This window comes from Flavobacterium sp. SORGH_AS_0622, assembly GCF_030818825.1.
Lineage (GTDB): Bacteria > Bacteroidota > Bacteroidia > Flavobacteriales > Flavobacteriaceae > Flavobacterium.
In genome coordinates, this window is the sequence record NZ_JAUTAX010000001.1 from 5,234,337 (window position 1) to 5,243,061 (window position 8,725).

An 8,725-nucleotide genomic window follows, 5' to 3' on the forward strand; every position below is an offset into this window, starting at 1 on the left:
TTTCAAGTTGTTGGAACGTGAAACTTGGAACGTGAAAAATGAAAGAGACAAAACAAAAATAATAACATAACAATAAGATTTTCCGCATTTCAGAACCTGAAACCTGAAACAAAGAAAACTTGAAACAAAATAACAAAATGATAGACATTTCTCAAAAAGAAGTATGGTTTGTAGTAGGAAGCCAAGAATTATACGGTGAAGAAACACTTAGAAAAGTAGCAGAACATTCTCAGATAATTGCAAAAGGATTAGACGCTTCATCTTCAATTCCAGTAAAAGTGGTTTACAAAGATGTGGTAAAATCTCCATCGCAGATTTTAGATGTATGTTTGGCTGCGAATTCGGCTAAAAACTGTATCGGAATTATTGCCTGGATGCACACTTTTTCTCCAGCAAAAATGTGGATTGGCGGTTTGAGTATTTTGAAAAAACCATTATGTCATTTGCATACACAATACAATGCCGAAATTCCGTGGGGATCTATCGATATGGATTTCATGAACTTGAACCAATCGGCACACGGGGATCGTGAATTTGGTTTCATCATGTCGAGAATGCGTAAAAAACGTAAAGTGGTTGTAGGACATTGGGAAGACGAAAGAGTTCAGAAAAAATTAGGAATCTGGTCGAGAGTGGTTCTTGGATGGGATGAACTTCAAAACTTAAAAGTAGCTCGTATTGGAGATAATATGCGCGAAGTTGCCGTAACAGAAGGTGATAAAGTTGAAGCTCAAATTCGTTTTGGAGTTTCGGTAAACGGATACGATTCTTCAGATGTTACCAAACATATTGAAAAAGTAACAGAAAAAGAACTAAATGATTTATTAGCTGTTTACGAACAATCGTATACTTTAACCGATTCTTTAAAAGAAGGCGGAGCGCAAAGAAGTTCACTTGTTGAAGCAGCAAAAATCGAATTAGGATTAAGAGCTTTCCTTGAAGAAGGAGGTTTTGGTGCTTTTACAGATACATTTGAAAACCTTGGAGCTTGGAAACAATTACCAGGAATCGCAACGCAAAGATTGATGGCCGATGGTTATGGTTTTGGTGGAGAAGGCGACTGGAAAACAGCTGCAATGGTAAGAGCTTTAAAAGTAATGAATATTGGTTTAGAAGGCGGAACTTCTTTCATGGAAGATTACACCTACCACTTCACACCTCAAAAATCGTATGTTTTAGGTTCTCACATGTTGGAAATCTGTCCTTCAATTGCAGATGGAAAACCTTCTTGCGAAGTGCATCCGTTAGGAATTGGCGGAAAAGAAGATCCAGCTCGTTTGGTGTTTAATTCGCCTGCTGGAGATGCAATCAACGTTTCGCTTGTAGACATGGGAACTCGTTTCCGTTTAATTGTAAATGAAGTAGAAGCAATTAAACCAATGGCAGAATTGCCTAAATTACCAGTTGCAAGAGTTTTATGGGATTGTAAACCAAATCTGGATATCGCTGCAACAGCGTGGATTTTAGCTGGCGGTGCGCATCATACAGTTTACAGCCAGTCATTAACAACAGAATACATGGAAGATTTCGCAGACATTGCCGGAATCGAATTATTGGTAATTGATGAAAAAACAACGGTAAGAGACTTTAAAGATAAAATTAATGCAAACGAGGCATACTATCATTTGTTTCAGCATGGATTGTAGTCTGAGATACTAAGATGCTAAGTTGCTAAGGTTCTAAGTTTTTGTTACTTTTAGCTTGCTGGGTAATAAATCACTTTGTGAAAATAAAACGCTGATAAAACGGATTTGCTAATGCAAAATCGCAGATAAAAACGGATTTAAATATTAAAAAATCTGTGTAAATCCGCGTCTTCGTGAAACGAATCTGTCTCATCCGCGTCAAAATCTAGCATTTTTTATTACGTCTAACGGATTATCTTTAACATCTAACATTTCACAATAACCACAAAATTATCAAATATGAATGTATTAAAACGTTGCGTTTTCGGTTTAAGCCTGTTAAGTCTGGCTGCAGTTTCAGTTCAATGTAAAAGCGATAAAAAAATGGATACTACAACAGTTTCTTCTGATGAAAAAGCTACAGTTACGATTGAAAAATCTTCTTATGGTACAACTGCTAAAGGAGAAAAAGTAGATAGTTATAAATTGAAAAACCAAAATGGGATGGAAGTAGACATCATCACTTTTGGCGGTAGAATTACAGATTTAAAAGTGCCTAATAAAGACGGCGTTTCTGAAAATGTTGTAATTGGATTTAATTCTTTGGCACAATATGAAAAAGAAAATCCGTTTTTTGGAGCTTTAATCGGAAGATATGGAAACCGAATTGCTAAAGGAAAATTCACTTTAGACGGAAAAGAATATTCATTAGCAATCAATAACGCACCAAATGCTTTGCACGGTGGACCGCAAGGATATTTTAATGTTGTTTGGAAAGCCGATGAGGTGAAATCAGGAAACACAGCTTCTTTGAAATTATCATACTTAAGTAAAGATATGGAAGAAGGTTACCCTGGGAATTTAAAAGTTTTTGTAACGTATACATTGACAAATGATAATCAGTTAGATGTTCTTTACGAAGCAACTACTGATAAGAAAACAGTTATAAATTTAACGCAGCATTCTTATTTCAATTTGTCTGGAGATTTTACCAAAACAATCTTAGATCATGAATTGACTTTGAATGCAGATAAATTAGTTCCGGTTGATGCAACGTTAATTCCGACAGGAAAACTAGAAGATGTTGCCAATACGCCTTTCGATTTCAGAAAACCAAAATTAATTGGAAAAGACATCGAAGCGAAAAACGAACAATTAGAAAGAGGAAAAGGTTACGATCACTGTTGGGTTTTGAACAATCCTGAAAAAGGAAAAACAATCATTGCAAAAGTATATCACGCGCCAAGCGGAAGAGTTTTGGAAATGACAACAGACGAACCTGGAATTCAGTTTTACTCAGGGAATTTCCTTGACGGAACTTTACCAATGCCAAACGGAGGAACTTTTGCACACAGAACTGGATTATGTCTAGAAACAGAACATTATCCAGATTCTCCAAACCAGAAAAATTTCCCAACAACGGTTTTAAACCCGGGAGAAAATTATAAAACGAAAACAACTTTTAAGTTTTCAGTAAAAAAATAATTTTTAGAATTTGTTAATTAGTTCAATTCTCTAGAAAACCTCGAAAGTGATGCTTTCGAGGTTTTTTTATGATTGAAAGCTCCGCCACGAATTACATGGATTAGCACGAATCTCACAATTTCGACGAAAGAGAAATTTCCATAAAAAACTCTGCGACTTTGCGAGATTAAATAATCACAACTTATAAATCTTAACTTAGCAAGAGAAAACAAAGTAAAATGAAACATCTATTCAAAGCAGCACTAAATTGGACTTCAAACAAAAATCAAAAAGAACCAGTTTCAAGATTTACTAAAAACCATCAAATAAAAATTGAAGGAAAGCCAATCTTAAATGTCTCGGCAGCAAAAGCATTCAAAGGCGATCCAGAATTGTACAATCCAGAAGATTTATTATTGAGTAGTTTGGTCTCGTGCCATATGATGTCGTATTTATATGTCTGTTCTCAGAACGGAATAGAAGTTCTCGAATATTCAGATAATGCCGAAGCAGCACTCGAAGTAAATCCCGATGGAAGCGGGTGTTTTGTTGAGGTAAAATTAAAACCAAAAATTATTATTGCTAATTCAGACAAAATAGAGTTGGCATTAGAACTTCATAAAAAAGCAAATCAATTGTGCTTTATTGCTAATTCCTGCAACTTTCCTGTTCTGCATGAGGCGAGCTGTGAAGTAGTTTAAACGCAAAGAACGCTGGGTTTTACGCAAAGGTTCGCAAAGTTTTATTAAATCTTTGCGAACCTTTGCGCATTTTTCCTTGCGCTCTTTGCGGTTAAATCAGGTATAGCATAAAACCAAAAAAACCTCTTCCGTTAAGAAGAGGTTTTTGTACCCGGAGCCGGAGTCGAACCGGCACGGTTTCCCACAGGTGTTTGAGACCAGCGCGTCTACCAATTCCGCCATCCGGGCTTAGCAGACGAAAAATAAACCATAAATGACTTATTTAACGCAATAGAATGAAGTCATAAATGGCGTCATTCCTTTAACACGGTGCAAATGTAAAAAATAAAATTAAATCAACTACTAAAAATACTTAAATTTTTCCTTTCAGTGTCCAATAAATTTTCTAAATTTGCAGCTCGTTAAAACGAAGCACACACAACTAACTACACCCGAGGCATTTATATGCATTTTGCTTTACCAAAAATAGGAAGGCCAAATAATACAAGCGCAGCGGAGCAAAAACAACAAATTATAATGTCGCACCTAGAACCAGAAGCTAAAATTTTTGCTTGTTCACAAAGTGTTTATCTTGCAGAAAAAATTGCAAAAGAGTACGGAATTCCGTTAGGAAAAGTAACGATGTCAACGTATAGTGATGGAGAATTTCAGCCATCTTACGAAGAGTCAATTAGAGGTTTACGAGTATTCATCGTATGTTCGACTTTTCCAAGTGCAGATAATCTGATGGAATTGTTGTTAATGATTGATGCCGCAAAACGTGCATCTGCAAGACATATTACAGCTGTAATGCCTTATTTTGGTTGGGCAAGACAGGATAGAAAAGACAAACCAAGGGTTCCAATTGGAGCTAAATTAGTAGCAAACTTACTAACAGCTGCAGGAGCAACAAGAATCATGACAATGGATCTGCACGCAGACCAAATTCAAGGATTTTTTGAAAAACCAGTAGATCATTTATTTGCATCTACAATCTTTTTACCATACGTAGAAAGTTTAAAATTAGAAAATCTAACAATTGCATCTCCAGATATGGGAGGTTCAAAAAGAGCATATGCTTACTCTAAGTTTTTAGAATCAGATGTTGTAATCTGTTACAAACAAAGAAAAGCAGCCAACGTTATCGACACTATGGAGCTGATTGGTGAAGTAAAAGGACGTAACGTAATCTTGGTAGACGATATGATCGATACAGGTGGTACTTTAGCAAAAGCTGCCGACCTTATGATCGAAAAAGGAGCACTAAGTGTAAGAGCAATTTGTACACACGCTATTTTATCTGGCGGTGCGTATGAGAAAATCGAAAACTCAAAATTAACCGAGTTAATCGTAACAGATTCTATTCCGTTAAAGAAAGAATCCAACAAAATAAAAGTGGTAAGCTGTGCGCCTTTATTTGCTGAAGTTATGCAAATGGTTCATCACAATAATTCCATCAGTGGAAAATTCATTATGTAAAAGCAGTAAGCTTTAAGCCTTTGGCTGTAAGCAATGTTACACATTTTGAAAAAGCCTAAAGCTTATTGCTTAAAGCTTACAGCAAAATAGAATATTTATTTAATAACTATATTTTTTTACAATGAAATCGATTACAATTAAAGGATCAGAAAGAGAAAGCGTGGGCAAAGTGTCAACTAAAGCCTTACGTAATGCTGGAGCGGTTCCTTGCGTGTTATACGGAGGAAATCAAGCAGTACACTTCTCAGCAGACGCTGCAGCGTTCAAAAACTTGGTTTACACTCCAAATGCACACACAGTTGTGATTGAGCTTGGAAAAGGAAAATCATTCAATGCAATTTTGCAAGATATCCAAGTTCACCCAGTATCTGACAGAATTTTACACATTGACTTCTTCCAATTATTTGATGATAAAGAAATCACAATGGAAGTTCCTGTAAAAATCGTTGGTACATCTAAAGGTGTTCTTGCGGGTGGTGTTTTACGTTTAAACACTCGTAAATTAAAAGTTAAAGCTTTACCTAAAAATCTTCCTGATTTTGTTGAAGCTGACATCACTCCACTTGAAATGGGTAACAAATTATACGTTACTAAAGTTGGTGCTCCAGAATACAAAATTATGCACCCAGACAACACAGTTGTTGCTCAAGTAAGAATCTCTCGTGCTGCTATGAAAGCTGCTCAAGAAGCTGCAAAAGCTGCAAAAGCTCCTGCAAAAGGAAAGAAAAAATAATTTTTTTCAAATCAATACAAAAAGCATCAATCGAAAGGTTGGTGCTTTTTTTTTGAGGTTCTGAGAGGCTTAGGTTCTGAGGGGCTAAGTTTGTCTGTTTGCGTTTGTTTATTGATGTCAGGCTGAGCGGAGTCGAAGGCTTTAAAAGCAATTATCTAGTTCCTATATTCCACTAGCAATCTAATTATTTCTTAGAAGCAGAAACTTTTATTTATTTTAAGATCTAACAAACCTGCCATTCGCTATATCTTTTCCTGGCTAAAGAAGCCAGAAAAAGGATGTCGCTTCTGTCAGGGCTAGTAAGAACTGATCGTTTTTATCAGATATTGAATCGTTAAGATTTAATATGAAAAGTTTGTTACCAAGAAAAGCAACATAATAAGACTGTCAATAAGATATAGTACGGTTTAATTACCATTTAAAAATATAAGGAAACAAAGTATAAAAAAATCCGATTACATTACGTAATCGGATTTTTAGTTTTATTCTTATTTAAGAATCTAATCTTTGTTATTTTTTATCAGCTAATTGTTTTACCAAAGCTTTTAACTCTTCGATTTGAGTTTGTTGCTCTTTTATAGCATTAATTAAAACTGGAACCATTTCAGCATAGTTAACTCCAAGTGTTTTATTAGCGTCATCAGCGACATTTACAACTTCAGGTAAAATAGTTTGAACTTGCTGTGCAGATACTCCAATTTTTACTTTTCCGGTATTGTCTTCTTTCCAGTTGTATGAAATAGGATCAATTTTCAGAATATCAGCTAAGCCATATTTAAGAGGTGTAATATTTTTCTTCAAACGAATATCTGACGTTTGAATTGTACCGTTAACTGCGAAAACAGCTGCCCATCTATTTGTAGCTGTACCTAAATTTTGTGTACCACCCATTCTAGGATAAACATTCCCGTTTTCATCTATTGTCATTTGATCGGCTACATCCGATGTTCCAAATTTTAAATCACTCAATTTAGGTGTTGCTGTAGAACCTTTATAATAACTTGCAATTGTTGATAAAACAGTTAATACGCTACTGCTCGTATTTCCTCTCATACTTATTGATCCTAAGGCGTCTCCAGTTATTAAAGGAGCAGGAGATGCGGCAGAACCACGCTGTCTGTCAAAAATTATAGTAGGTGAATATGATGTTGGAGATGATGTATAAGTTGATATTCTAAAAATACTTCTATTGCTAATATCAGGAGCATCTTGTACCATATGTATACCTGCAACTGGTGAAGGCGTGCCTATACCAATATAGCCACTACCTCCTGCTATTCTCATTCTTTCAGTATTATTAGTTACAAAAGGTAAATCAATGTTGTCATTTGTACCAAGTGTTTTAATAGCGCCATTGCTGTTGCCATCTAATAACCAATTTTGAATAGGTGCCCAAACAATATTCCCTGTTTTATCAGTATTTAAAGTTGTATTGAAAGCACCAGGTATCATATTGATTTCCGCATTAGTAAGTGTTGCACCTACGCCATTTGTAATTTTAAGAACTGTAGGTGTTGTAGTAGTAAGATCTTTCTTTACAACATCAACAGTAATATCTGCATCTAATACTTTACCGCTTCCTGTTACTGTAACTACAGAGCTTCCTGCTAACAAACTTCCTTTAGTTATTGTTTGTGGAACTGAAAGTCCAGTCGCTCCAGTCGCACCAGTCGCACCAGTCGCACCAGTTGCTCCAGTCGCACCAGTCGCACCAGTTGCTCCAGTCGCACCAGTCGCACCAGTTGCTCCAGTCGCTCCAGTCGCACCAGTCGCACCAGTCGCACCAGTCGCTCCAGTCGCACCAGTCGCACCAGTCGCACCAGTCGCTCCAGTCGCTCCAGTCGCACCAGTCGCTCCAGTTGCTCCAGTCGCACCAGTCGCACCAGTCGCTCCAGTTGCTCCAGTCGCACCAGTTGCTCCAGTCGCACCAGTCGCACCAGTCGCTCCAGTTGCTCCAGTCGCACCAGTTGCTCCAGTCGCACCAGTCGCACCAGTCGCACCAGTCGCACCAGTCGCTCCAGTCGCTCCAGTTGCTCCAGTCGCACCAGTCGCACCAGTCGCTCCAGTTGCACCAGTCGCACCAGTTGCTCCAGTCGCACCAGTCGCACCAGTCGCTCCAGTTGCTCCAGTCGCTCCAGTTGCTCCAGTCGCTCCAGTTGCTCCAGTCGCTCCAGTTGCTCCAGTCGCACCAGTTGCTCCAGTCGCACCAGTCGCACCAGTCGCTCCAGTTGCTCCAGTCGCACCAGTCGCTCCAGTCGCACCAGTCGCTCCAGTTGCTCCAGTCGCACCAGTCGCACCAGTCGCTCCAGTTGCTCCAGTCGCACCAGTCGCTCCAGTTGCACCATCTGCTCCAGTCGCACCAGTCGCTCCAGTTGCTCCAGTCGCACCAGTCGCACCAGTCGCTCCAGTTGCTCCAGTCGCACCAGTCGCTCCAGTTGCTCCAGTCGCACCAGTCGCTCCAGTTGCTCCAGTCGCACCAGTCGCTCCAGTCGCACCAGTTGCTCCAGTCGCACCAGTCGCTCCAGTTGCACCATCTGCTCCAGTCGCACCAGTCGCTCCAGTTGCACCATCTGCTCCAGTTGCACCAGTCGCTCCCGTCGCACCAGTTGCACCAGTCGCACCCGTTGCTCCAGTCGCACCAGTTGCTCCATCTGCTCCAGTTGCTCCATCTGCTCCAGTTGCTCCAGTCGCACCATCTGCTCCAGTTGCACCCGTTGCTCCAGTTGCACCCGTTGCTCCAGTCG

6 protein-coding genes and 1 tRNA gene are annotated in these 8,725 nt (G+C 39.0%); 5 read left to right on the forward strand and 2 right to left on the reverse strand.

Annotated features, from left to right (window positions below):
• The first annotated feature begins 137 nt into the window (after positions 1 to 137).
• The 3 genes from araA (at position 138) to QE431_RS22470 (ending at position 3,790) form a co-directional block, all read left to right on the forward strand.
• A complete protein-coding gene (gene araA / locus QE431_RS22460; RefSeq protein ID WP_057115567.1) occupies positions 138 to 1,646 on the forward strand; it encodes an L-arabinose isomerase in 1,509 nt (502 codons plus the stop codon).
• Positions 1,647 to 1,925: 279 nt separating this feature from the next.
• Positions 1,926 to 3,110, forward strand: coding sequence for an aldose epimerase family protein (locus QE431_RS22465; protein WP_307300470.1), 1,185 nt, complete (start codon positions 1,926 to 1,928; stop codon positions 3,108 to 3,110).
• Between the two features lie 218 nt (positions 3,111 to 3,328).
• Entirely contained in the window at positions 3,329 to 3,790 is a 462-nt protein-coding gene (locus tag QE431_RS22470; RefSeq protein ID WP_307300473.1) for an OsmC family protein, read from the forward strand.
• A 148-nt stretch (positions 3,791 to 3,938) separates the two neighbouring features.
• On the opposite strand, the gene QE431_RS22475 is transcribed toward QE431_RS22470, so the two are convergent.
• Positions 3,939 to 4,018: transfer RNA gene (locus QE431_RS22475), tRNA-Leu, on the reverse strand.
• 288 nt (positions 4,019 to 4,306) lie between these two features.
• On the opposite strand from QE431_RS22475, the gene QE431_RS22480 reads away from it, so the two are divergent.
• Together QE431_RS22480 and QE431_RS22485 are read left to right on the forward strand one after the other, a co-directional pair.
• Positions 4,307 to 5,248 carry a ribose-phosphate pyrophosphokinase gene (locus QE431_RS22480; RefSeq protein WP_057115983.1) on the forward strand — a complete coding sequence of 314 codons (942 nt, stop codon included), beginning with the start codon at positions 4,307 to 4,309 and terminating at the stop codon, positions 5,246 to 5,248.
• 121 nt (positions 5,249 to 5,369) lie between these two features.
• Positions 5,370 to 5,981: a 50S ribosomal protein L25/general stress protein Ctc gene (locus QE431_RS22485; RefSeq protein WP_057115570.1), complete on the forward strand. Its 612-nt coding sequence runs from the start codon at positions 5,370 to 5,372 to the stop codon at positions 5,979 to 5,981.
• A 510-nt stretch (positions 5,982 to 6,491) separates the two neighbouring features.
• Here QE431_RS22485 and QE431_RS22490 read toward each other — a convergent pair.
• Positions 6,492 to 8,725, reverse strand: a 2,234-nt coding sequence (locus QE431_RS22490; RefSeq protein ID WP_307300476.1) for a tail fiber domain-containing protein, incomplete at its 5' end; no start/stop codon positions are given.

What these genes read in the sequence shown, in the direction of transcription:
- araA (WP_057115567.1), top strand. Translation starts at nt 138, where the DNA reads ATGATAGACATTTCTCAAAAAGAAGTATGGTTTGTAGTAGGAAGCCAA.
- QE431_RS22465 (WP_307300470.1), top strand. Translation starts at nt 1,926, where the DNA reads ATGAATGTATTAAAACGTTGCGTTTTCGGTTTAAGCCTGTTAAGTCTG.
- QE431_RS22470 (WP_307300473.1), top strand. Translation starts at nt 3,329, where the DNA reads ATGAAACATCTATTCAAAGCAGCACTAAATTGGACTTCAAACAAAAAT.
- QE431_RS22480 (WP_057115983.1), top strand. Translation starts at nt 4,307, where the DNA reads ATGTCGCACCTAGAACCAGAAGCTAAAATTTTTGCTTGTTCACAAAGT.
- QE431_RS22485 (WP_057115570.1), top strand. Translation starts at nt 5,370, where the DNA reads ATGAAATCGATTACAATTAAAGGATCAGAAAGAGAAAGCGTGGGCAAA.